Origin of the sequence: Pseudomonas cichorii (genome assembly GCF_003700275.1) — a bacterium.
GTDB lineage: Bacteria > Pseudomonadota > Gammaproteobacteria > Pseudomonadales > Pseudomonadaceae > Aquipseudomonas > Aquipseudomonas cichorii_B.
This window is the reverse complement of record NZ_RBRE01000003.1, coordinates 45,933-68,783: the sequence shown is the minus strand read 5'-3', so window position 1 is coordinate 68,783 and position 22,851 is coordinate 45,933. Positions and strand designations below refer to the sequence as shown.

Below are 22,851 nucleotides of genomic sequence, written 5' to 3'. Positions count from 1 at the left end.
AACCTGAGGAGTAAGCTCTAGAGTATGCGCGCGCAAAACGGGGTTCAGCCGTTCGCACATCGCTGTCGCGTTTATTACGAAGACACCGATGCAGGCGGCATCGTCTATTACGTCAATTATTTGAAATTCATGGAGCGGGCTCGTACCGAGCGGCTGCGGGAGTCGGGTTTTGCCCAGTCCCAGCTGGCGAAGGAGGACCTGCTGTTTGTCGTGCATTCCAGTGAGGCCCGTTACCATAAGCCTGCGCGACTGGACGATGAGCTGCTGGTAAGTGCTGAAGTAATCGAATTGAACCGTGCCAGCCTGCGCTTCAGGCAACAGGTAAGGCTGGCTGCGGATGCAACGCTGCTCTGTGAGGGGCAGTTTTTAGTGGCGTGTGTACGCGCCGATAGTTTGAAACCCCGGGCCATTCCCGAAGCTTTGCGAGCGGCCTTTGCTGTCCAGAGCGGCGCGGGCATACATTCAGAGCAGGAGATAAAGCGTGGAAGCTAACGTCGTAGACCATTCCTCCATGTGGAGTTTGGTCAGCAATGCCAGCATTGTTGTTCAGTTGGTGATGCTGATGCTTGTGGCTGCTTCAGTAACATCGTGGATCGTGATCTTTCAGCGCAGCAACATGCTGCGTGCCGGTCGACGCGCCCTGGATAGCTTCGAGGAGCGTTTCTGGTCGGGTATCGATCTGTCCAAACTGTATCGCCAGGCGGGTAGCAACCCTGATCCCGATTCCGGCGTAGAGCAGATCTTCCGTGCCGGTTTCAAGGAATTCTCCCGTCTGCGCCAGCAGGCTGGCGTCGATCCTGAAGCGGTGATGGAAGGCGTGGCCCGCGCCATGCGCGTTGCCATTTCCCGCGAGGAAGAAAAACTGGAAGCCGGTCTGCCATTCCTGGCAACCGTGGGTTCCACCAGCCCTTACATCGGCCTGTTCGGTACGGTCTGGGGGATCATGAACTCCTTCCGCGGTCTGGCGACTGCACAGCAGGCGACCCTGGCCACTGTTGCTCCCGGCATTGCCGAGGCACTGATTGCAACGGCCATCGGCCTGTTCGCCGCCATTCCGGCGGTTATCGCCTACAACCGTTTTGCCGCCAGCAGCGAGACCCTGATCGGCCGTTACTACACGTTCGCCGATGAATTCCAGGCGATCCTGCACCGTAAAGTGCACACCAGCGAAGAGTGAGCAGGTAATTCCCCATGGCTTTAATCGCTCGAGATCGTCGCAGAAAACGCAAGCCGGTCGCTGAAATGAACGTAGTGCCCTACATCGACGTGATGTTGGTGTTGCTCGTCATCTTCATGGTGACCGCTCCCATGATCAACCAGGGCGTGAAGGTCGACTTGCCCAAGGTCTCCAGCGAGGCTTTGCCGCAAGACAACAACAATCAGGTCCTGACCATTTCGATCAAGGCTGACAAGACCTATTACTGGAACCTTGGCAGTGAAGTCGACACCGACAAGCAGATGGACAAGGCAATGACCCTGCCGCAACTGACCGCGGCCGTGACCAAGATCGTCGCAGCCGGTCGTGATGCCGGCAAGCAGACGCAGGTGTTCATTCGTGGCGACAAGACCGTGGACTACGGTTCTGTCATGGGCACGATGGGCGGGCTGCAGAAGGCTGGGGTAGGGAATGTTGGCTTGATTACCGAGGCCCCCTGATGCAGCCGATTCGAGAGCCGTCTGCCTCGGAAAGCTACTTCTGGCCCTCTGTCTGGGCTGTGGCACTGCATATCCTGATTTTTGGCATGCTTTTCGTCAGCTTTGCCATGACTCCCGAGTTGCCTGAGGCCAAACCTGTCGTTCAGGCTACGCTTTACCAACTCAAGTCCAAGAGCCAGGCGACGACCCAGACCAACCAGAAGATTGCCGGCGAGGCAAAGAAGACCGCTGCGCGACAGACTGAAGTCGAGCAGTTGGAACAGAAAAAGATCGAGCAGCAGAAACAGGAAGCTGTAAAGGCTGCGGAACAAAAGAAAGAAGAGGCTGCTCAAAAAGCCGAAGAACAGAAAGCCGCTGACGAAGCCAAGAAGGCCGAGCAGAAAGCCGAGGAAGCCAAGAAGGCCGACGACGCGAAAAAGGCTGCCGATGCGAAAAAGGCCGAAGAGAAACAATTGGCTGATGTAGCCAAGAAGAAAGCCGAAGAAGAAGCGAAGAAGAAAGCCGAGGAAGACGCCAAGAAAGCCGCCGCCGAGGAAGCCAAGAAACAGGCTGCCGATGAAGCGAAGAAGAAAGCGGCTGACGATGCGAAGAAAAAGGCTGCCGAGGACGCCAAGAAGAAAGCTGCTGCCGATGCGGCTGCCAAGAAGGCGCAGGAAGCTGCGCGCAAGTCTGCCGAAGACAAGAAGGCTCAGGCCCTGGCAGATCTGCTGTCTGACAAGACAGAGCGGCAACAGGCGCTGGCCGACGAAGTGGGCGACCAGACAGCTGGCAACTTCGACGACCTGATTCGTCTGCGTGCATCCGAAGGCTGGGCTCGTCCACCATCGGCGCGCAAGGGCATGGCAGTGGTACTGCAGATCGGCATGTTGCCGGACGGTACAGTGACTTCGGTGACTGTTTCCAGGTCCAGTGGTGACGGCCCGTTCGACAGTTCGGCAGTGGCAGCGGTCAAGAATATTGGTCGTTTGACAGAAATGCAGGGTTTGAAGCCAGCAGACTTCGCTCCCTATCGTTCATTCAAGATGACATTCACACCTGAGGATCTAGCCTTGTGATTAACCTTCTTCGAGGACTGCTTTTGGTTCTTTGCTGTGCGGCGGGATTGGCCGTCGCAGAGGAAAAGAACATCATGGTCACCAGCGGAAGTGACCGCGCCACGCCGATTGCCGTTGTGCCTTTTGGCTGGCAGGGCGGTAACGTGTTGCCAGAGGATATGGCGGAGATCATCAGTAATGACCTGCGCAACTCGGGTTACTACTCGCCTATCCCCAAGCAGAACATGATCAGCCTGCCGACCCAGGCCAGCGAAGTCATTTTCCGTGACTGGAAGGCGCTGAATGCGCAATACGTCATGGTGGGCAACATTGTTCCTGCCGGCGGTCGCCTGCAGATCCAGTACGCACTGTTCAACGTTGCCACCGAGCAGCAGGTGTTGACCGGTAGCGTGTCGGGTACCAATGACCAGTTGCGCGACATGGCGCACTACATTGCCGACCAGTCGTTCGAGAAGCTGACCGGCATCAAGGGTGCGTTCTCTACCCGCATGCTGTACGTGACTGCCGAGCGCTTCTCGGAAAGCAACACCCGCTACACCCTGCAGCGTTCGGACTACGACGGTGCCCGGGCTGTGACACTGTTGCAATCGCGCGAGCCGATCCTGTCGCCACGCTTTGCTCCTGATGGCAAGCGTATCGCCTATGTCTCGTTCGAGCAGAAGCGCCCACGTATCTTCGTTCAGCACATCGATACCGGTCGTCGCGAGCAGATCACCAACTTTGAAGGCCTCAACGGCGCGCCAGCATGGTCGCCCGATGGCAGCAAGCTGGCGTTCGTGCTGTCCAAGGACGGCAACCCGGAGGTTTATGTGATCAACCTGGCTTCCCGTCAGTTGAGCCGCGTGACCAACGATTCGTCCATCGATACCGAACCTTTCTTCGGTAAGGATGGCTCTACGCTATACTTCACGTCGGATCGTGGCGGCAAGCCGCAGATCTACAAGACGAACATCAATGGCGGTGGTGCCGAGCGTGTAACGTTCGTGGGTAACTACAATGCCAACCCGAAATTGTCAGCCGATGAAAAGACGCTGGTAATGATTCACCGGCAGGACGGCTTCACCAATTTCAAGGTGGCAGTGCAGGATTTGGCGCGCGGAAGTGTAAAAATCCTCACAGATAGCAACCTTGATGAGTCGCCTACTGTTGCGCCCAACGGCACCATGGTAATCTACGCCACCCGCCAGCAGGGCCGGGGAGTCTTGATGCTCGTGTCCATTAACGGACGCGTAAGGCTCCCGCTTCCTACCGCTCAAGGCGAAGTCAGAGAACCTTCCTGGTCCCCTTACCTGAACTGACGCGGCGCTACACGATTTGCTTAACACACTGGGGTTCATTAGGAGTTTCAAGATGGAAATGTTGAAGTTTGGTAAGTTTGCTGCGCTGGCTCTGGCCATGGCTGTAGCTGTTGGTTGCTCGTCCAAAGGCGGCGATAACGCTGGCGCTGGCGCTGTCGACCCTAACGCTGGTTACGGTGCCAACACTGGCGCTGTTGACGGCAGCCTGAGCGAAGAAGCTGCTCTGCGCGCAATCACCACCTTCTACTTCGAATACGACAGTTCGGATCTGAAGCCAGAAGCAATGCGCTCCCTGGACGTGCATGCCAAGGACCTGAAAGCAAACGGCGCTCGCGTCGTTCTGGAAGGCAACACCGACGAGCGTGGTACTCGTGAGTACAACATGGCTCTGGGCGAGCGTCGTGCGAAAGCCGTTCAACGCTACCTGGTCCTGCAAGGTGTTTCCCCAGCTCAGCTGGAACTGGTTTCCTACGGCGAAGAGCGTCCAGTTGCTACCGGCAACGACGAGCAGTCCTGGGCTCAAAACCGTCGCGTCGAACTGCGTAAGTAATTTGACATGCGAACGTGCCGACGTGCTCTAACCGTTTTGGCCCTCACCCTCCCGCTTTCAGCGTGGGGTGCGGTTCCTGTGGTCGATGACAATTCTGGCTCTGGCAGCAGCAGTTATCCGCCAGCGGGTTATGGCACGTCCGGCGCCTATGCCGGGGGAGGGGTTTCGGCCCCGACCTCGGCAAACGGTCAGCTGTTCATGCAACTGCAACAAATGCAGGACGAAATCGCGCGTTTGCGTGGTGTCGTCGAAGTCCAGCAGAACGATATCCAGCGCATGAAGCAGGAAGCTCTGGAGCGTTACCAGGATCTAGACTCGCGTATCTCCAGTGGCGCAGCCGCTGCAGCTACCAATAATTCCCAACCTTCTGGCGGCAATATCGACGCCAGCGGGACGCCTTCTGCCCCGGCGGCACAGGCTCCGGCAGCAGGCTCCGAGCCTCCTGATCCGGCGAAGGAAAAGCTTTATTACGAAGCTGCCTTCGATTTGATCAAGGCCAAGGATTTCGATAAGGCCAGCCAGGCTTTTACCGCTTTCCTGCGCAAGTACCCGAACAGCTCGTATGCGGGCAATGCCCAATACTGGCTGGGCGAAGTCAATCTGGCCAAGGGCGACCTCCAGGGTGCCGGTCAGGCTTTTGCCAAGGTCAGCCAGTTGTATCCGAAGCATGCCAAGGTGCCTGATTCGCTTTACAAGCTTGCGGATGTCGAGCGTCGTCTCGGCCATACCGACAAGGTCAAAGGCATTCTGCAGCAGGTTGTTGCCCAGTATCCGGGTACTTCTGCCGCGCAATTGGCACAGCGGGATCTCCAGCGTCTCTGATGCTTGAGTCCGCAATTCAAGAAAGCCGCGCTTGTCGCGGCTTTTTTCGTTAGAATTTCGCACCCGAAATTCCGGTATTTATTACGCTTCACTGGATTCTGCGATTGCAGGGTGCCCTGAAGTGCCTGACGGAGGCGGACGGCCTGTTTAGCTGTTACGCCCGTGGCTGATATGCAAGACACATTACGCATCACCGAAATATTTTACTCGTTACAGGGTGAAACCCGTACGGCTGGGCTGCCCACCGTATTCGTGCGCCTCACCGGCTGTCCCCTGCGCTGCCAGTATTGCGACAGCGCCTATGCTTTCACCGGTGGCAAGATCCAGACCCTGGACGACATCCTCGAACAGGTAGCGGCCTATCGTCCGCGCTATGTCTGCGTAACCGGCGGCGAGCCGCTTGCCCAGCCCAATGCCATTCCCTTGCTTGAACGTCTGTGTGATGCCGGCTATCAGGTATCGCTGGAAACCAGCGGTGCCCTGGATATCTCGGCCGTCGATACGCGGGTCAGCCGCGTGGTCGATCTGAAGACTCCGGGCTCGAAGGAAGTGACGCGCAACCGTTACGAAAACATGGAGCTGCTGACGCCCAACGATCAGGTCAAGTTTGTGATCTGCTCCAGGGATGACTACGACTGGGCCGTTTCCAAGCTGATTCAGTACGGGCTGGACAAGCGGGCTGGCGAGGTATTGTTTTCGGCCAGCCACCACGAACTGAAAGGGCGGGATCTGGCAGACTGGATCGTTGCCGATAACCTGCCAGTCCGTTTGCAGATGCAGTTGCATAAAATTCTTTGGGATGACGAGCCGGGGCGCTGAAATGAGTGAATTGACCATGACCGAGAAACGAGCCGTAATCCTGCTGTCCGGCGGCCTTGATTCGGCCACTGTAGTCGCGATGGCCCGTGCCGAAGGCTACGCCTGCTACACCATGAGCTTCGACTATGGCCAGCGCCATCGCGCCGAGCTGAACGCTGCTGCGCGTGTGGCAAAGGATCTGGGTGCCGTCGAGCACAAGGTCATCGGCCTCGATCTCAATGGCATCGGTGGCTCGGCATTGACCGACAGCTCCATCGACGTCCCTGAAGCGCCTACTGAAGGCATTCCGGTGACCTACGTGCCGGCGCGCAACACCGTGTTTTTGTCCCTGGCGCTTGGCTGGGCAGAAGTGCTGGGCGCGCGTGACATCTTCATCGGCGTCAATGCGGTGGATTATTCGGGCTACCCGGATTGCCGCCCGGAGTTCGTCGAGTCGTTCGAGCGCATGGCCAATCTGGCGACCAAGGCAGGTGTGGAGGGGCAGGGTTTCACCATCCGCGCGCCGCTGCAGAACCTCAGCAAGTCTGACATCGTCAAGGCAGGCATCGCTCTGGGCGTCGATTACGGGCTGACCGTTTCCTGCTATCAGGCCGATGATGACGGCCGTGCATGCGCTAAATGCGACAGCTGCCGCCTGCGTGCAGAAGGCTTCGCAACTGCCGGCGTAGCGGACCCGACACGTTATTTTTAATCTTTTTTCAAAAAGGTGTTGAATTACTCATAAAAATCAGTAATATACGCGCCACACAACAGAGGGTCGTTAGCTCAGTTGGTAGAGCAGTTGGCTTTTAACCAATTGGTCGTAGGTTCGAATCCCACACGACCCACCATATTTCTGGTCTTGAACGCCATGTTCAATGCCTGTCAAAAACAGATCGCTATCAAGCGATCTGTCAGAAAATAAAAGTCCGATACGCTTAACAAAACGTTATTCATGATTCGCCAGACCAACAGGCCTGACGAATCAGCAAGCGTTATTGGCCTGCATTCCCACCGTGCGCTTCAGCCAGCTTCTTCGCCCGAACAAGATGTTCCTTCAGCTTGGGCAATGTATCAGTCGCGAAAGCCTTGAGTTCGGCGTCCTTACCGTTTGCCACCTGCTCCTCGAACAGAGCAATGGTTTCCTCGTGGGCCATCACCTGATTGTTGGCGTACGCCTGATCAAAAGACTTGGCGCTCCGTAGCTCGAGGATCATTGACTTCGCTTTATCCATCATTTGCGCGTCACTCGAAACTTCCAGCTTCTTGCTCTCGGCCAGTGCCTTGAGCTTGGTGTTGGCTGCCATGTGGTCTTTGACCATCATCTCGGCAAAGCTTTTCACATCGGCAGAACTGCCCTTTTCCTGCGCGAGCTTGCCGGCTTCCACTTCGGCAACACCTTTGGCAGAGGCATCTTCCACGAAGTCGTCGTCTTGAGCCGCGAAGGCCGCCTGACCTGCCAGGGAAATCAATAAAGCGAGCGCGGATGTTTTAATTAAATGGGCCATTTGATCTTTCCTTTTATCAGTCTTGTGACATGGCATTTATTGCCGTCATGAATACCGACTCAGGCCTATCTCCATCGTTCAGCCTATTTCCCGAAGGGTACAGTAGCTTTATGCCTGCTTTTGTTGGCCCGACAGAATGTTGAAACCTGACTGCAGGTCCGCGTTCAGAACCTTGTCGCCTGCGCCATCGCGCCTGAGTGTGGCGTGCGCCAACCGGTCCGACCGCAGATGGTCAGGGAGAGGAAAGATGAAAGATTTCAATGTGCGTCGTTCTTGCTCGACAGCACTCGGGTTTTCAACCATTTCGTTGTGCATGGGCGCATTGCTGGCCTGTGGCGACAACAACACCCACTCCCCGGTCGTGGCACCCGGGGAGGCTACAGCGCCGTTGGCCAAGGCCCTTGATGTGGGGGCAGAGGTATTGCAGGGTCGCCCTCCAGTCGATGAGTTGAATGCCTACCTCGACGGCTTTCATTTTTACAATGGCCGCATGCAGGAGCAGATGGAGGCTCATCATTACTGCTCGATCCTCAATGAAGAGGTCATTCAGTGTGTGATTTTCGACGGCAATATGAAGGATGCCAAGTTGATGGGCGTGGAATACATCGTCAGTGAGCAACAGTTTCTCAAGCTCCCTGAGCAGGAAAAGGCGCTCTGGCATAGCCATGTACATGAGGTCAAATCCGGGCAGTTGATCGCACCGGGTATTCCGCAACCGGCAGAGCATGCCCTGATGGAAAAGCTGGTGCGAACCTACGGCAAGACCTGGCATACCTGGCATACCGACATGGATAAGCAACTGCCGCTGGGCGTTCCTCAATTGATGATGGGCTTTACCGCTGATGGCCAGGTTGATGAGCAGATGGTTGCAGAGCGCGATAAGCGATTTGGCATCAGCAGTGCAGCCAATAAAGAGGCCAGGAAAGATATCGCTGCCCCCGCCTTGCTGCCGGGCGCTGATGCCTGGAAAGAAGGGCGAGCCATCCAGATCCAGGACCCGACAGGTAATCGGCATCCTGCTCATGAATAGACTCACAAGCGCTTGGCCTGCATGAATGGGCGGGATTTCATATAGCACATGTGCACTATGGAGTGCCGTTTGTGCGACTGGTAGCCTTGCCCGCTGCATTGAATTTCGAGATCACCGAACAGCAAAGTCTTATCGGCGTGGGGTCGGCTGCAATGATGCCGGGCCGCTTTGACTGCCGGTCAGGTCTTCTCGGGTTGCCATGAATGGACTCGCCCTCGGCACTGCGCTGCTGACCAATAACGAGTTCCATAATTGAAATGAGCATGTTCAAGACGACCCTCGGCTTCACCGCTGTTTTCGTATCGACGCAACTCTTTGCCGGCGGCTTTGCCCGCACCGAGCAAAGCCTCAGTGGCATGGGTATCGGCCAGGCCGGGCGTGCATCGGCGGCCGAGGATGCCAGTACGGTGTATGGCAACCCGGCGGGGATGGCGCGTCTTGCAGGCCGGCAGATCACCGCGGGCGTGACCTTTATCGATGCGTCCACCGACATCAGCAACGCCAGTGGGCGTTCCAGTGGCAGCAACGACGGCGACATGGTGCCGTTCAGCAGCGTACCGTTTGGTTTCTATACTCAAAAGCTTGATGAGCATTGGGCGTTCGGTTTCGGGGTTTATGCACCGTTTGGCCTGTCGACCGACTATGAAAGCGGTTTTCAGGGACGAATGTTCGCCAGCAAGAGCGACATCAAGGTCGTGACCTTGCAGCCCACTGTCAGTTACGCATTCAATGACAGGCTGTCGATTGGCTTCGGGCCGACCCTGAACCGGATTGCGGGCAGCCTGGAGTCTGACGTCACGCTCAGTCCGGCGATTGCCGACACCCACGTACAGGTCAAGGGCGACGATACTGCCGTGGGCTTCAATATCGGCCTCCTGTTCAATGCGACCGACAGGACGCGGCTCGGGCTGACTTACCATTCCAGGGTGGACTACAAGCTGGGTTGTCATACTCGGGTCGCCACCGGGGCAGGAACACCACCGCAATTGCTCGCCAGCAATCGTTATGACTGCACCCTGCAGGTGGCGACGCCGGAGTCCTACGACTTTTCGGTCACGCATGAGTTGAGCGATGCCTGGAAACTGTATGCCAGCGCAACCTGGACGGGCTGGAGTCGCCTGCAGGACCTGAACCTGCGTAACCAGCCCATTTCGGCAGCGCAAGGTGGCTTGCTGGCACCTGCTCTGGCCGGTTCGATTCAGGAAGGCCTCAACTGGCACGATACCTGGGCCTATGCCATCGGCACTGCTTACCGCTTGAGTCCGCAATGGGTATTGCGCACGGGGTTGGTGCTGGATCAGTCGCCGACCAGCAACACCAATCGTTCGCCGCGTACACCTACCGGGGATCGGCGAATATTCAGTGTTGGTGCTGGCTATGACGTTACTGAGCAATTGACCCTTGATGTGGCTTACTCTTATCTCAAGGAACAAAGTGTCGATGTCAGCCGCGCCAATGCGCTGGGCAGTTACAGTGCGACCTATCAAAGCGAGGCAAATCTGTTTGGGATCGGCGCAACATACCGTTTCTGATCCGGGAGAGTGGCGATACGAGTCGTACACTTTGCCAGCGTGCGGGGCCGGTATTTCCGGATCCGTATTTATTGCTGTAATTGAATCTCGAAAACAACGCTCATCAACGGTTTATTCAAACGGTTGGGCGGCAATACATCTTTAACAAGAGCACCGAAACAGTGCGTTTTATTAATAACGTCGCTGCCATACGATATTCAGTTCAAAGGATGCCAGCGAAGAAATCGTTATAGGGCGCGTATCATATACAGGTGCCATGTTTCATGCCGAGGCGCGCATCAGTCTGAGTTTGAAACTAAGTAGCAGCGAACGCAGTTCTGCAGGACGCAGGGGTTTGGAGAGGACCGGGATCTGTGGATCGTTCAGCGATTGCTGGACGTGCTGAAGATCATGACCGGTGATGACGATAGCGGGTATCCGGCGGCCATGCAGTTCGCTCAGGTAAGCGATGCTGTCTGCGCCGGTGGCGCTGCGATCAAGGTCGAAATCGGTCACGACCAGATCGCAATCGACGCGGACCTTGGGGATGGCCGAGGCGGTCTGCACTTCGCAACCCCATTTGCGCAGCAACATGGCGGTGGCTTGCAGCACGTTGAGGTTGTCCTCGATCAGCAACACCCGCAGACCGCCCAGCAGGCGCTTGTTCCAGTCAATTTCGGGAGTCGGTTCCGTGCGCTCTGCGGACACGGTTTCAAGGCCGCTGATGACTACGGCCGTGCCGCGTTCCGGGCGTGAGCGAATGTCGACTTTCAGCGCCAGCAGCCGGGCAATGCGGTTGACGATGCTCAGCCCGAGACCGACGCCTTCGATGTCCTGATCGCGCTCTTCGCGTACCCGGTAAAACTCATCGCACAGGTGGGGCAGGTGTTGCGCCGATATGCCGCGGCCCAGGTCATAGACCCCAATGCTCAGCCTGCCATGCTGGCGTCGGCAGCCAATCAGCATCGGTTTGCCGGGAGCGTACTTGAATGCATTGGAGATCAGGTTCTGCAGCAGGGTGCGCAGCAGTGCCGGGTCGCTGTAGACATGCAGGTGACAGGGGCGCACACGGATTTCGACCCCGGCCCAGTTGGCTGCCTCGCTGTTCTGGCTGGCCAGGCCACTCAAGAGCGCGTCGACATCGACGCTTTCCGGGCGCGCCGTCACTTCGCCCTGGTTGAGCGTGTGGCTGTCCAGCAGGGAGCGGAAAAGCTGTTCCACCACGCTTAATGCCCGGTCGATATTGTCGACCAGCCGACGTTCGTCTGTGCCCAGTTTTGCGTCATGCAGGCAGGCGGTAAACAGGCTGATCGAGTGGATCGGCTGGCGCAGGTCATGGCTGGCCTGAGCCAGAAACTGCGATTTGGCCTCGTTGGCTGCCTGGGTTTCTTCCAGGGCAATATGCAGGCGCGAGAGCAGGAAGTACACGAACAGCGGCAGGACCAGCATGGTCAGGATCATCATCACTGCGACCGCGGGATGCTCCTGCAGGAATGGCGTGAGCGCGATGATGATCGCCAGCGAAGCCATGGCAAAACCGGTGGCCAGCAACAGGTAGTTGCGCCCGTAACGCATGCCGTAGCCGACCGTCATGCTGAGCATCACCGAATACACGGGCAGCATCGGTTCGCCACCCACGGTAATGGTCACGATCCCGGCAAGGTTGTCGACCACGAGCGCGAACATCCGGCGCCGGGTGGAGACGCCCGGGCGCTGGGCTATACGCACGATCAGACCGATGCCGACAACGCCGAAGCCCAGGCAGTAGGCGAGGATCACCCACATCCTGTTTTCCGGCATGTCGTCCAGCGCATACATGATCAATGCATACAGCGCGGACGTGGCGATGACCGCCATTCGCAACAGGGCCTGGATCATTTCCAGGTCTTTGCATCTGGAAAGTAGCGACATCATGTTTCCTGGTCCGACAGTGGAGCGAAGAGAGCGGCACAGCCAGAATTACGGGTCTTACTTGATGGCCATGCTGGAAAATTGCGCCGCCGCAGCAGAGCGGGTCGACACGCCAAGCACCTTGAGCAGGCTGGACACGTGGATACGCACCGTGAAAGGTGAGATACCGAGTTCCTTGGCAATTTCCTTGTTGGTCTTGCCGGCGGCGACCAGGCTCAGAACCTGTTTCTGGCGCGAAGTCAGCGGGCTGAGTGCCTTGACCTCCGAGTCATTGAGGATAGAGCCTTCGGACTTGTATTTGACGACCACTTCGCCCTGCCGGATCGCAATGATGGACTCGGTGATTTCCAGCGGGTCGATGTTCTTGCCGATAAAACCATCGGCGCCATGTGACATGACCTGGGAAATGGTTTCCAGGTCATCGATCATGGACACAACAATGATGGTTGTACGTCTGAACTCATCGCGTAGTTCGGCAATAGTCTGCATCGAACTCAGACCGGGGAAGCGCAGATCGAGAATCAGCGTATCAACTTCATCGCCCGTGCGTGCCAGGGCCAGAACTTCATTGAGATTGCCGGCTTGCTCGATAACTGCCTCGGGCAACAGTCTCTCGATAGTGCGTAACATGCCTTCACGAAATAAAGGGTGGTCGTCGGCCACGATGATTCTGCACGACATGCCTTTGCTTCCGTATGTTAAGTGGGCACATCATACTCGATAGAGATGATTTGTATCAGAAATGATACGCCTTTCATCTGGTTATTTTCCGTGACTATCAAGTAGTGGCTATTTAAGTGATATTAGTGCGCCAGTATTTATAGTGAAGTCCAGGACGGGTAGGCAACTTGCCCTGTCTTGAAGCAAGGGGCGCATATGCAGGAACGGAGAAACGCGGAACTGGATCAGGCGACACTGAGATTGATCGTCGCCACCTTTGCCATCATTTATGTGATTGCAATCGGCTTTCTGCCGAACTTCGACATGGACCAGTACGAGCCGATCATTGGTTACTACACCGGCTTCCTGGTGGTTTCCATGATCCTGCGTCAGCACATCGTGCGTTATCCCGGTGTGTATCCGGTCCGCCGGGTGCTGGGCATGCTGCATGACTACACAGGGATTTCCATCGGGTTGATCGTCGGCGGGGAAGCGACGCTGCCGATCTTCAGTGTGATGGTCTGGGTCACGCTCGGCAACGGCATGCGCTTCGGCTCGCGCTATCTGGCGGTTGCTGCCTGCCTGGCGCTACTGTCGATCCTGATCACCTACCAATTGACGCCGTACTGGCAGGCGCAGCCGTTCATGGTCGTGATGCTGGTCACGGTGACCATTCTGGTCCCGGCCTACGCTCATATCCTGCTGGTCAGAACCCGCGAGGCAACGGAGCAGGCCACTGTGGCCAATCGCGAGAAAGAGCGATTCCTCGCCCAGGCCAGTCATGATCTGCGTCAGCCGATTCACTCCATCGGCATGTTTACCGCGTGCCTGCGCGCCAGCCCACTGGGCGATTACGAGCGCAAACTGGTTGATAGCATCGATCGTTCCCTGCACAACGTATCGCAACTGTTTCGCTCCATTCTGGATATCTACACCCTGGACAGCGGCAAGGTTTCCGCCAAGTCGGATGTGGTCAATCTGGACGAGATGCTGCGCGACATCGTCCAGCAAAACACGGCGGCGGCCGGCTGGGCCGGTGTCGAGTTACGGGTCAGGCCCTGCCGGCGCTGGGCCAGGACCGATGGCACGCTACTCGCCACCATGGTGCAGAACATCCTCTCCAACGCGCTCAAATATGCCCCCGAGCATCCGGTGCTGATCGGTGTACGTCGGCGCAAGGATGGCCTGTCGATCAGCGTTCATGATCAGGGCCGCGGCATTGCCGCCGAACACCTGCCCAAAGTCTGCGATGAGTTCTACCGGGTACGCCATGTACGGGATAAAGACGTCGAAGGTGTGGGGCTGGGCTTGTCCATCGTCAAGCGCCTCAGTCAGCTTCTCGGCGTGCAGGTCAGTATTGAGTCGCAGGTGGATCGCGGGACTTCGGTGACGATTCGCGGGCTTGAAGAAGTGGCCGCTCCGGCTTTGCCGTCGGTCAGGAAGAGCCTCGGCGACAGCCTGCTCGAAGGTGTGAAAATCTGTCTGGTGGAAGATGACAATAACGTGCTGATGGCTACCGCTGCGCTGCTCGAACGTTGGGGCTGCGAGGTACAGACGGCACGTTCTGCGCAAGGCCTGATTACCGACTGCGACATCATCGTCGCCGATTACGATCTGGGCACTACCGCCAACGGCCTGGACTGTATCGACAGCATTCGTGCCGCGCGTGGCTGGGAGGTCCCGGCCCTGATCGTCACTGGCCGGGAAGTGGAAAGGGTGCTGGAAGAGTTGCAGGCCCGGGAAGTGTCCGTCCTGTCCAAGCCGCTGCGGCCTTCAGAGTTGCGCATGAGCCTGTTGGCGATGCGCGAGAAGCCAGTGGAGCGTTCGTGAGTTGACGGCGTACCTCGCTGACTACTCTTCGTACCTCAGTTCATCGATGAGGGTCTGCATCGCCCGCGATTTTTCGCGTTTGCTGGAATAGTAGAGATGCAGGCCCGGAAAGCTCATCCACCAGCTTTCCAGCACCGGGATCAGGCTGCCGTCATCGAAATGCGGTTGCGCCATGTCCTCGGGAACATAGGCCAGGCCAAAGCCGGACACGGCGGCATTGAGGATCTGGTTGATGCCGTTGAAAATCAGTTTGCCTTTTACCCGCACGTTGACTTGGCGATTGTCTTTTTTCAGTTCCCAGGCATATAAACCGCCGCGGGTCGGCAAGCGCATGTTGATGCATTCATGCTCGGTAAGATCCTGAGGCTTGTCGGGCATCGTGCGGGATTCCAGATACGAGGGCGCACCGACGATCACCAGACGCATGTCGGGAGCGATACGCACCGCTTCGGTTTCCTTCGCCAGCCCGTCGCCCAGGCGAATGCCGAAATCGAAGTTTTCGGCGACGATATCGGTCAGGCCGTAGTCGATGACCATTTCCACGCTGATTTGCGGATATTTGGGCAGAATCTGCGCCAGCTTCGGCCAGAGCAGTGTGTCGATGACATGGTCGGTGGCCGTGATGCGGATATTGCCCGCAGGTGTATCCTTGAATTCGGCGACGGCGATCAGCTCGGCCTCGATGGCCTTGAGCCGCGGTTCGACGGTTTGCAGCAGGCGCTCACCGGCTTCGGTCACGGAAACACTGCGCGTGGTACGAGTCAGGAGGCGCACGCCCAGACGTGCCTCCAGGCCCTGAATGGTGTGGCTGAGCATGGATTGCGAGATGCCCAGTTGAGACGCTGCCCGGGTAAAACTGCGCTCTCGCGCTACGGCAATCAGTGCGAGCAGGTCGCTGTAGTTTTCCTTGGGCATTCATCGACTCTCTGCATGGGCGGGGGGCAACTGTATCAAGAGCCAAACACTGCCGCAGCAAGCCTGAAGCCGATTGGCGGTGTGCGCTGCGATTGATCGATATGGCTCATGACTATATTCGTCATTACGGTCTTTCCCTGCAGCCATTCGGGCTCTTTAATGAAGGATGTCCCGAAAAGGGCAGAGCATTGATTCCGCTTCTATTCTTCCTTGTGTATTTCCTTGCACTCCCGACCCCCCGTGAGCAAACCCATGGCCCAGGCTTTTCATTGCATCGTGAACAGACAGGACGTTGATCATGGAGAGCATTGATGCGCTGGTGCTGCGCACTGCCTGTGACTGGCTTGCCGGTGGTCGGCAGATCCTGCTTGCGACGGTGGTACGAACCTGGGGTTCATCGCCACGGCCGGTAGGCTCGATGATGGTCCTGCGGGACGATGGCCGGGCGGTGGGCAGCGTCTCGGGCGGGTGCATCGAGGATGATCTGATCCATCGCTACACCACGGCCTACGGTGCCGGCAGCATTCCGCAGATGCCGCCCGAGGTGGTGCGCTATGGTGTCAGCGCTGATGAAGCCCACCGTTTCGGGCTGCCGTGTGGCGGCACTCTGGAACTGGTCCTGGAGTTCAACCCGGTGCTGCAAACCCTGCAGCAACTGGTTGCCAGCCTTGAGCAAGGTTCTCTGGTGCGGCGCAGTGTGAACCTGGCCGATGGTCACGCAAGCCTGGAGACGACACCGATCCCCGAAGAACTCAGGTTCGACGGCGATTGCCTGGTCAACACTCTGGGCCCCGGCTATCGCATGCTGCTGATCGGCGCCGGAGCCCTGGCCGAGTATGTTTCCACCATGGCACTGTTCAATGGATTCAAGGTGACCGTGTGCGATCCGCGCATCGAGTACATGGACACCTGGGCGGTCGCGGGTGTGGAGAAGAGCAGCGGCATGCCCGACGATGTGGTGGCGGCTTTGAGGCCTGATCTGCGTACCTGCATTGTCGCGCTGAGCCACGACCCCAAACTGGACGATCTTGCGCTGCTGGAAGCCCTGAAAAGCCAGGCGTTCTATATCGGAGCCATCGGCTCGCGGCGCAACAACCAGAGTCGCCGGGAACGGCTGATAACCCATTTCGGCGAGACAGAAGCATCCTTGCAGCGCCTGCGCGGCCCCATCGGCGTCTATATCGGCAGCAAGACTCCCGCAGAAATTGCGGTCAGCGTCATGGCCGAAATTCTTGCCGCCAAGAACAACGTTCCGCTGCCCCGTGAGTATTCGGTCGCCATCGCCAAACAGCGCCAGGAAGTGCCGGATGACGAATCCGTTGCGTACCCTGTTGGCGCGGTTTCTTCCTGAACCGTGCTACTCCTCGTGACGCAGCGCGGCAATCAGCAGCGACATTGCGCCTGAAGGCTGTCTGCGGCTCGGGTAGTACAGATGAAACCCTGACCACAGCGGACACCAGTCTTGCAGGCACTGAATGAAGTGCCCGGAGCGAATATAGGCATTGGCCAGGTCTTCAGGGACATACGCCAGGCCAAGGCCGGCAATCGCGGCATCGAGTACTTCGTAGATATTGTTGTAGATAAGCTGGCCATCAACCCGCACGTTGAGCTGGTTGCCATCGCGCTCGAATTCCCAGGGCCACAGGCCGCCATGGGTGGAGAAGCGAATATTGATGCAGTTGTGACTGATCAGGTCGCCGGGAGTTTGAGGTATTGGGTATTTGGCGAAGTAAGTCTTGGTGCCCACTACGGTAAAGCGGACATCGGGACTGATGCGCACCGCAATCATGTCCTGATCGAGCTGTTCACCCAGGCGAACGCCGGCGTCATAGCGTTGCGCGGCGATGTCGACGATCTGGTTTTCGGAGAACAGCTCAACCTTGATCCCGGGGTACCTGGGTAGAAACTTCTTCAGTTTCGGCGAAAGCACGCCACGAATGGCATGGTTGGAGGCCGTGATGCGTATCGTGCCGGTGGGCGAGTCGCGCAGGTCCTGGAGCGAGGACAGTTCTGCGTCGATCTCCTCGAACTGCGGAGTGATGTTTTTCAGCAGTCGCTCACCGGCTTCGGTCGGGGTCACGCTGCGGGTATTGCGTGCCAGCAGCCGGACGCCCAGTGAGGTTTCCAGGCCGCGAACGGCATGGCTGACCGCAGATTGCGACAGGCCCAGCTGTGCCGCGCCACGGGTGAAGCTGCGCTCCCGGGCGACGGCCATGAAGGCCAGCAGGCCGCTGAAATAGTCGCGCAGCGCGAAATCCCTGATCATCTGTGTCTCTCTTGTTTATGAGTCATCCGCTGACATGTCGCCCGGCCCCGGCAGCATACATCGATTGCTCGGGATCCAGAAAAGCCTGCATGGTAAAGGCCGCCCTCAACCTGAATAAGCTGTCTGGTTGCATAAGGTCATGAACCGGATTGATCAGTGGCTGGCCTTTGCGTATCGAGCGTGATCAATGTTGCCGGCAGCCGCCTTGGAAGAGAGGGGTTAAGTGATTTTTTAATCGCGAGTAAGATGCTCTCTGCAATTGCCCTGAGAACTCAATGTTAATCATCTCCAACAACGTCCATCTACCGGACACCGAAATCGAGTTGACCGCCATTCGCGCGCAAGGCGCGGGTGGACAGAACGTCAACAAGGTTTCCAGTGCGGTGCATTTGCGTTTCGATATCAACGCTTCGTCATTGCCGCCGTTCTACAAGGAGCGGTTGCTGGCGTTGCGTGACAGCCGCATTACCGGCGATGGCGTGATTGTGATCAAGGCGCAGCAGTACCGCACCCAGGAACAGAATCGTGCCGATGCGTTGTTGCGCTTGAGCGAACTGATCGTCAACTCTGCCAAGGTTGAAAAGAAGCGGCGCCCGACCAAGCCGACGCTGGGTTCCAGGACCCGTCGTCTGGAGTCCAAGAGCAAGCGTGGCTCGATCAAGGCCGGGCGCGGCAAGGTGGATTACTGACCGGCCTTCACGGGCTCTTCTGTTCCCGTAATACCTGCGCCTGTTTATACAGATAGACACTCAGGGCCAGCCCGCTCAGGGATGCCAGCGCGGCGAACAGAAAGATCGAGACAAAACCGAACCCGGCCGCAATCGCGCCTGCCAACGGGCCGGTGATGCCCAGCGACAGGTCGACGAACAATGAATAGGCGCCCACCGCCGCACCGCGACTGGCAGCCGGGACCAGATTCACCGCTTCGACGCCCAGTGCCGGGAAAACCAGCGAGAAACCAAAGCCGCTCAAGGCAGCTCCGGCCAGGGCAAGGTCGGGAGTCGGTGCGATCCACAGCAGCAACAGCCCCAGGCTCTCTACTGACAGGCAGGCAATCGCCACGCGGAATCCGCCCAGGCGATTGATGAGGTTGCCGAACAGCAGCCGCGCAATGATGAAGCAGGCGCCGAACAGGCTCAGGGCCCAGACCGCATTGGCCCAGTTGTTACTGGCGTAATACAGGGTGATGAATGTCGCGATGGTGCCGAAGCCGATGGCACCCAGCGCCAGGCCCATGCCATGGGGGAAAACCAGTTTCAGCACATGACTGAAGGGCAGGCGTTCGCCATGCACGATAGGCGCAGCCTGTTTCTTCAGGGTCAGCAGCAGCCCGAGTGTGGACAGCAGCATGATGCTGACTCCCATGGTCCACAGCCCAAGCGACTTGACCAGCCACACGCCCAGAGGCGCGCCGATTGCCAGCGCGCCATAGCTGGCGATGCCATTCCAGGAAATCACCTTGGCGGTGTTATGTGCGCCAACCCGGCCGATGCCCCAGCCAATCGAGCCGGAGCCCACAAGACTTTCCGCGCTGCCCAATAGAATGCGGCCAAGGAACAGGCTGACCAGACTTGCCACCGGCCAGCCGGGCATGGCGAGGGGCAGCAACATGAAGACCCCGCTGAGCCCGCATCCGGTCAGGCCGTATTGCACTGCTTTCTTGCTGCCCAGGTTATCGATGATGCGACCCGCCCATGGCCGGCTGACCAGCGTCGCCAGATATTGCACGCTGATCACCAGCCCGGCGGCTACTGCGCCAAAGCCCAGATCGGTATGCACATAGCCTGGCAGTACGGCGAGCGGGATACCGATGTTCAGGTAGCCGATAAAGGTGAAAAGCACGATAGACACGACCTGCAACGTCACCATCAAAGGCGGTTGCTGGGCGGCGTTTTGTATCTGGGGCATTAGGTAGCGGTCCATTCTGGCGACGGATGGGCGAGAGCAGGGCGTACGAAACCGGCGCAGGCAAAACCCTTAGCAAGCTCTCGAAGTGGCCATGATAACGATGCAGCGGCGGATACAGGCGAATAAAACGAAATTAAAGCGCAGGGCAGAGACTTACTCGTTGCTTGAAGCCACGAGCTGGGTAGTGATCAAGGCCGCCAGGGCATTTTCCTGGGTACCGAAACGGGCGAGCAGGGCGCTCTGTTTTTCCGGGCTCAGACGTTCCCAGATATTGATCATCTTTTCCGCAGCGCCAATCAGGGCCTTGGCCTGGTGTTCGGTGAAATCGGTCATGAATCTGCTTTTCGTGGTTGGTTTTTCAGGCGTATTGAAAAGCGGTCAAACCGGTTTTCGATACGCCTGAAAACAATCGCCTTCAGTCTTTGCGTCGGGCTTTCTGGCTGGTTTCAGCCGAGGATGCTGCTTTCATTGCGGCAGTTTGACCAAGCTCCTGTTGAGCCAGGGGAGACTGCTTTGGTTCCTGTTGACTTGGGAAGGGGAAGTTTGGGATTTCATGCATCGTCGTCGCCTCACAAGGGTTTGCAGATTGAACCGTGCTTTAAAAAGCTTCTGCAGGATACAGCACTGAAAATGACAATCCGGATATTTTTTCGATCCGCTGGTCAGTGAGTGAAACAAAAACGGCTTTTCAGTGTCCTGCCAAAGGCCTTCATTCCTTGCACACGGCTGCAATTGCCTGGGCCAGTTGCGCGAGGCGCGTTGCATCGATACCGGCAATATTGGCTCGTCCGGCGTTGACCATATAAACGCTGTGTTCGTGGCGCAGGCGTGCGACCTGTCCGTTATTGAGCCCGGTATAGGAAAACATTCCGCGCTGCATGGCGATGTGCGCAAAACGCTCGCCCAACCCCAATGGCTTCAGGGCTTCGACCAGGCCGCTACGAAGTTGCGCGATACGCTGGCGCATCTCTTCGACCTCTTCGGCCCACAGGTTTTTCAGTTCGGGATCACCCAGAATCTGCGCGACCACCGCTGCGCCATGATCTGGAGGGTTGGACCACAGGTTGCGAGCGATGCCCGAGAGCTGGCTGCGTACATCCTGCAGTTTTTCCGGGTTGTCCGCACAGACGATCAGCCCGCCGGTGCGTTCGCGGTACAGGCCGAAGTTTTTCGAGCAGGAACTGGTGATGAGCAATTCCGGCAGCTCGGCAGCAAACAGGCGCACGGCCCAGGCGTCCTGTTCAAGACCGTCACCGAAGCCCTGGTAGGCAAAATCGATCAGCGGCAGCAGGTGGCGGCTGCGCACGATTTCCAGCACCTGACGCCAGTCGTCATGGCTCAGGTCGAAACCGGTCGGGTTGTGGCAGCAGGCATGCAGCAGTACCACATCGCCTTCGGGAATCTGCGCCAGAGTATGCAGCATGGCTTCGACGTTCAGGCGATTGTCGCTACCCACGTAAGGGTAGTGACTGACCTTGAGGCCAACCTTGTTGAAGATGCTTTCGTGGATCGGCCAGGTCGGATCGCTGAGCCAGATGCCCTTGCCCGGCAGGCATTCGGCAATGAAGTCGGCAGTCAGGCGCAAGGCTCCGGTTCCGCCCGGTGTCTGGGTGGTGCCGGCCAGTCCGGCTTTGAGCACGGGCGAGTCGCTGCCCAGGACCAGCTCGCTCAGCAAGGCACCGAAACGCGCATCGCCATGCCCACCGATGTAGGTCTTGGTCAGTTGCTGCTCGATCAGTTGTTGCTCGGCCAGCTTGACGGCACGCGGGATGGTGGTCAGGCCCTGGGCATCCTTGTAGACGCCCACGCCAAGGTCGAACTTGTCCGGGTTGCTGTCACTGGCATAGGCCGCGATCAGGCCGAGGATCGGATCATCCGGGACCCGCTGAATCTCCTTGAAATGCATCACTTGCGGCCCTCGGCGTCCAGGGCTACCTGGTCGGTGCGCGCGGCCATGATGAAGTCATTGCGATGCAGGCCCTTGATCGAGTGGCTCCACCAGGTCACGGTCACCTTGCCCCATTCGGTCAGCAGCCCCGGATGATGACCTTCGGCCTCGGCAATGGCGCCGACGGCATTGGTAAACGCCAGGGCGAATCTGAAATTCTTGAAGAGAAAGACTTTCTCCAGTTGCATCACGTTGTCGCGTACTTCAATGTTCCAGTCCGGGATCTGTTTGATCAGATCGGCCAGTTCGGCTTCGCTGACCTGCGGGGCGTCAGCGCGACAGGCTTCGCAATGGGCTTGATTGAGAGATGACATGCCAGGACTCCTGTTCAGGCCGCGTGGTTTCGGGTAGGCGGCCGTGGCTCGAATTTAGGGGGATGCAGACCCAGCTGCGTGGCCTGACTGACCAGGCTCATGATGTCTTCATGGGCGAGATCGAACAGGCGCTTGAGGCTGGGCAACACGAAATAGACGGGTTGCAGGATATCGATGCGATAGGGCGTGCGCATCGCTTCAAGTGGATCGAAAAGCTGATGTTCCGGTGCCGGTGACAGGCTGTACACCGCTTCTTTGGGCGAAGAGAGAATACCGCCGCCGTATATCCTGCGTCCTTGCGCAGTATCCACCAGGCCGAACTCGATGGTCATCCAGTACAGGCGCGCCAGATAGACCCGCTGTTCCTTGCTCGCGCTCAGGCCCAGCTTGCCGTAGGTATGGGTGAATTCGGCAAACCATGGATTGGTCAGCAACGGGCAGTGGCCGAAGATTTCATGGAAGATATCCGGCTCTTGCAGGTAGTCGAGTTCTTCTGCGCTGCGAATGAAGGTGGCCACCGGAAAGCGCTTGCTGGCCAGTAGCTCGAAGAAGGTCTGGAACGGAATCAGCGCCGGAACCCGCTCCACCTGCCAGCCGGTGGTCGCGCCCAGTACCTTGTTGATTTCGCCCAGTTGCGGGATACGGTCGTGGGGCAGGTTCAACTGTTCGATGCCGTCCAGATATTCCTGGCAGGCACGGTCTTGAATCACCTCTATCTGACGGGTGATCAGCGTGTTCCAGACTGCGTGTTCGGCAGGCTGATAATCGATGAAGCCTGTGGCATCGGGTTCACGGGCCACGTATTGCGTCTGGCTCATGCTACCTCCCTGGGGAGTTATTGTTTTTTTACAGGGTAGCCTGATCGGGCGCG

The 22,851-nt window shown here is 57.9% G+C and carries 24 protein-coding genes and 1 tRNA gene; 15 read left to right on the top strand and 10 right to left on the bottom strand.

Annotation, left to right across the window (positions count from 1 at the left end; translation table 11 throughout):
• Nucleotides 1-24 precede the first annotated feature (24 nt).
• From ybgC to ALQ04_RS00850, 10 genes are all read left to right on the top strand, one after another.
• Nucleotides 25-492, top strand: a complete 468-nt coding sequence (ybgC, locus tag ALQ04_RS00895; RefSeq protein ID WP_122313785.1) for a tol-pal system-associated acyl-CoA thioesterase — start codon at nt 25-27, stop codon at nt 490-492.
• Nucleotides 482-1,177 (top strand): protein TolQ, encoded by a 696-nt coding sequence (gene tolQ, locus ALQ04_RS00890; RefSeq protein ID WP_122313784.1) that lies wholly within the window; start codon nt 482-484, stop codon nt 1,175-1,177. Before ybgC ends, tolQ begins: the two co-directional genes overlap by 11 nt.
• Nucleotides 1,178-1,191: 14 nt before the next feature.
• Nucleotides 1,192-1,656 carry a protein TolR gene (tolR, locus tag ALQ04_RS00885; RefSeq protein ID WP_002554654.1) on the top strand — a complete coding sequence of 155 codons (465 nt, stop codon included), beginning with the start codon at nt 1,192-1,194 and terminating at the stop codon, nt 1,654-1,656.
• Complete coding sequence (gene tolA / locus ALQ04_RS00880) at nt 1,656-2,711, top strand: cell envelope integrity protein TolA (protein ID WP_122313783.1); 1,056 nt, start codon at nt 1,656-1,658, stop codon at nt 2,709-2,711. Before tolR ends, tolA begins: the two co-directional genes overlap by 1 nt.
• A complete protein-coding gene (gene tolB / locus ALQ04_RS00875) occupies nt 2,708-4,009 on the top strand; it encodes a Tol-Pal system beta propeller repeat protein TolB (protein ID WP_122313782.1) in 1,302 nt (433 codons plus the stop codon). The genes tolA and tolB overlap by 4 nt, the downstream gene beginning before the upstream one ends.
• A gap of 52 nt (nt 4,010-4,061) precedes the next feature.
• A complete protein-coding gene (gene pal / locus ALQ04_RS00870; RefSeq protein WP_004879156.1) occupies nt 4,062-4,559 on the top strand; it encodes a peptidoglycan-associated lipoprotein Pal in 498 nt (165 codons plus the stop codon).
• Nucleotides 4,560-4,565: 6 nt separating this feature from the next.
• Nucleotides 4,566-5,381: a tol-pal system protein YbgF gene (ybgF, locus tag ALQ04_RS00865; protein WP_122313781.1), complete on the top strand. Its 816-nt coding sequence runs from the start codon at nt 4,566-4,568 to the stop codon at nt 5,379-5,381.
• 171 nt (nt 5,382-5,552) lie between these two features.
• Nucleotides 5,553-6,200, top strand: a complete 648-nt coding sequence (gene queE, locus ALQ04_RS00860) for a 7-carboxy-7-deazaguanine synthase QueE (RefSeq protein WP_122313793.1) — start codon at nt 5,553-5,555, stop codon at nt 6,198-6,200.
• A 16-nt stretch (nt 6,201-6,216) separates the two neighbouring features.
• Complete coding sequence (gene queC, locus ALQ04_RS00855) at nt 6,217-6,891, top strand: 7-cyano-7-deazaguanine synthase QueC (RefSeq protein WP_183142076.1); 675 nt, start codon at nt 6,217-6,219, stop codon at nt 6,889-6,891.
• Nucleotides 6,892-6,954: 63 nt separating this feature from the next.
• A tRNA-Lys gene (locus ALQ04_RS00850) sits at nt 6,955-7,030 on the top strand.
• 144 nt (nt 7,031-7,174) lie between these two features.
• Here ALQ04_RS00850 and ALQ04_RS00845 read toward each other — a convergent pair.
• Nucleotides 7,175-7,687, bottom strand: a complete 513-nt coding sequence (locus tag ALQ04_RS00845) for a DUF4142 domain-containing protein (protein WP_122313779.1) — start codon at nt 7,685-7,687, stop codon at nt 7,175-7,177.
• Nucleotides 7,688-7,934: 247 nt separating this feature from the next.
• On the opposite strand from ALQ04_RS00845, the gene ALQ04_RS00840 reads away from it, so the two are divergent.
• Complete coding sequence (locus ALQ04_RS00840; RefSeq protein WP_122313778.1) at nt 7,935-8,717, top strand: OBAP family protein; 783 nt, start codon at nt 7,935-7,937, stop codon at nt 8,715-8,717.
• Between the two features lie 263 nt (nt 8,718-8,980).
• Nucleotides 8,981-10,249, top strand: a complete 1,269-nt coding sequence (locus ALQ04_RS00835) for an OmpP1/FadL family transporter (protein WP_122313777.1) — start codon at nt 8,981-8,983, stop codon at nt 10,247-10,249.
• 261 nt (nt 10,250-10,510) lie between these two features.
• Here ALQ04_RS00835 and ALQ04_RS00830 read toward each other — a convergent pair whose 3' ends face one another.
• A complete protein-coding gene (locus ALQ04_RS00830) occupies nt 10,511-12,106 on the bottom strand; it encodes a hybrid sensor histidine kinase/response regulator (protein ID WP_183142075.1) in 1,596 nt (531 codons plus the stop codon).
• Between the two features lie 90 nt (nt 12,107-12,196).
• Nucleotides 12,197-12,820 carry a response regulator transcription factor gene (locus tag ALQ04_RS00825; RefSeq protein WP_122313775.1) on the bottom strand — a complete coding sequence of 208 codons (624 nt, stop codon included), beginning with the start codon at nt 12,818-12,820 and terminating at the stop codon, nt 12,197-12,199.
• 195 nt (nt 12,821-13,015) lie between these two features.
• Here ALQ04_RS00825 and ALQ04_RS00820 point away from each other — a divergent pair, with 195 nt between their 5' ends.
• The gene (locus tag ALQ04_RS00820; RefSeq protein ID WP_122313774.1) at nt 13,016-14,629 is read left to right on the top strand and encodes a hybrid sensor histidine kinase/response regulator; all 1,614 of its coding nucleotides are present in this window, start codon (nt 13,016-13,018) and stop codon (nt 14,627-14,629) included.
• A 21-nt stretch (nt 14,630-14,650) separates the two neighbouring features.
• On the opposite strand, the gene ALQ04_RS00815 is transcribed toward ALQ04_RS00820, so the two are convergent.
• Nucleotides 14,651-15,544 carry a LysR family transcriptional regulator gene (locus ALQ04_RS00815; protein WP_122313773.1) on the bottom strand — a complete coding sequence of 298 codons (894 nt, stop codon included), beginning with the start codon at nt 15,542-15,544 and terminating at the stop codon, nt 14,651-14,653.
• A gap of 298 nt (nt 15,545-15,842) precedes the next feature.
• Between ALQ04_RS00815 and ALQ04_RS00810 the strand changes: the two genes are divergently transcribed.
• Entirely contained in the window at nt 15,843-16,895 is a 1,053-nt protein-coding gene (locus ALQ04_RS00810; protein WP_122313772.1) for an XdhC family protein, read from the top strand.
• A 6-nt stretch (nt 16,896-16,901) separates the two neighbouring features.
• On the opposite strand, the gene ALQ04_RS00805 is transcribed toward ALQ04_RS00810, so the two are convergent.
• A complete protein-coding gene (locus ALQ04_RS00805; protein WP_221033377.1) occupies nt 16,902-17,810 on the bottom strand; it encodes a LysR family transcriptional regulator in 909 nt (302 codons plus the stop codon).
• A gap of 275 nt (nt 17,811-18,085) precedes the next feature.
• Between ALQ04_RS00805 and arfB the strand changes: the two genes are divergently transcribed.
• The gene (gene arfB, locus ALQ04_RS00800) at nt 18,086-18,499 is read left to right on the top strand and encodes an alternative ribosome rescue aminoacyl-tRNA hydrolase ArfB (RefSeq protein ID WP_122313771.1); all 414 of its coding nucleotides are present in this window, start codon (nt 18,086-18,088) and stop codon (nt 18,497-18,499) included.
• Between the two features lie 7 nt (nt 18,500-18,506).
• Here the strand turns inward: arfB and ALQ04_RS00795 are convergent, their stop codons facing one another.
• The 5 genes from ALQ04_RS00795 to phhA all read right to left on the bottom strand — a co-directional run bounded on the left by ALQ04_RS00795 (nt 18,507) and on the right by phhA (nt 22,798).
• Nucleotides 18,507-19,718: an MFS transporter gene (locus ALQ04_RS00795; RefSeq protein ID WP_122313770.1), complete on the bottom strand. Its 1,212-nt coding sequence runs from the start codon at nt 19,716-19,718 to the stop codon at nt 18,507-18,509.
• A 153-nt stretch (nt 19,719-19,871) separates the two neighbouring features.
• A complete protein-coding gene (locus ALQ04_RS00790) occupies nt 19,872-20,051 on the bottom strand; it encodes a hypothetical protein (RefSeq protein WP_122313769.1) in 180 nt (59 codons plus the stop codon).
• A gap of 376 nt (nt 20,052-20,427) precedes the next feature.
• The gene (locus ALQ04_RS00785) at nt 20,428-21,624 is read right to left on the bottom strand and encodes an amino acid aminotransferase (protein WP_122313768.1); all 1,197 of its coding nucleotides are present in this window, start codon (nt 21,622-21,624) and stop codon (nt 20,428-20,430) included.
• A complete protein-coding gene (locus ALQ04_RS00780) occupies nt 21,624-21,980 on the bottom strand; it encodes a 4a-hydroxytetrahydrobiopterin dehydratase (RefSeq protein WP_122313767.1) in 357 nt (118 codons plus the stop codon). Before ALQ04_RS00780 ends, ALQ04_RS00785 begins: the two co-directional genes overlap by 1 nt.
• A 14-nt stretch (nt 21,981-21,994) precedes the next feature.
• Complete coding sequence (gene phhA / locus ALQ04_RS00775) at nt 21,995-22,798, bottom strand: phenylalanine 4-monooxygenase (RefSeq protein WP_122313766.1); 804 nt, start codon at nt 22,796-22,798, stop codon at nt 21,995-21,997.
• Between the last annotated feature and the right edge of the window lie 53 nt (nt 22,799-22,851).